Below are 376 nucleotides of genomic sequence, written 5' to 3'. Positions count from 1 at the left end.
AGTGGTGATCAGTTGGGAGTCCAGGGTGATGGCTCCGGTTGAGGGGCATTGGAAGTCCCAGACGACGGTCAGATCGCTATGGCCGTGTTCGTCGTGGTCATGCTCGTCGTGGTCATGTTCGTCGTGGTCATGTTCGTCATGGTCATGTTCGTCATGGTCATGCTCATCATGGTCCGGCCAATCAAACGACGCCTGTTGCAACTGGCACTGAGGAGCCTGAATCATTTCCGAAGTAAAACGCTGCTTGACGTTAGCCAGAGCCTGGCGCTGCTCTTCGGTATTGGCGCGACCTTCAAATCCGGCGAGGTTCATCAAGGGTGAATGTAATTCAACTTGCAGCCTGGTGTCGGACAGGGCGACTTGCAGGGTCGCGACG

General features: G+C 55.9%; 1 protein-coding gene. It reads right to left on the bottom strand.

Annotated features, from left to right (window positions below; genetic code table 11):
• On the bottom strand, positions 1-376 hold a 376-nt coding region (locus tag Q4563_RS16985; RefSeq protein WP_303605327.1), incomplete at both ends, for a ZrgA family zinc uptake protein.

This window comes from Gilvimarinus sp. 1_MG-2023, from assembly GCF_030548285.1.
The sequence above is the reverse complement of the archived record's forward strand: the minus strand, read 5'-3'. Positions and strand labels throughout refer to the sequence as shown.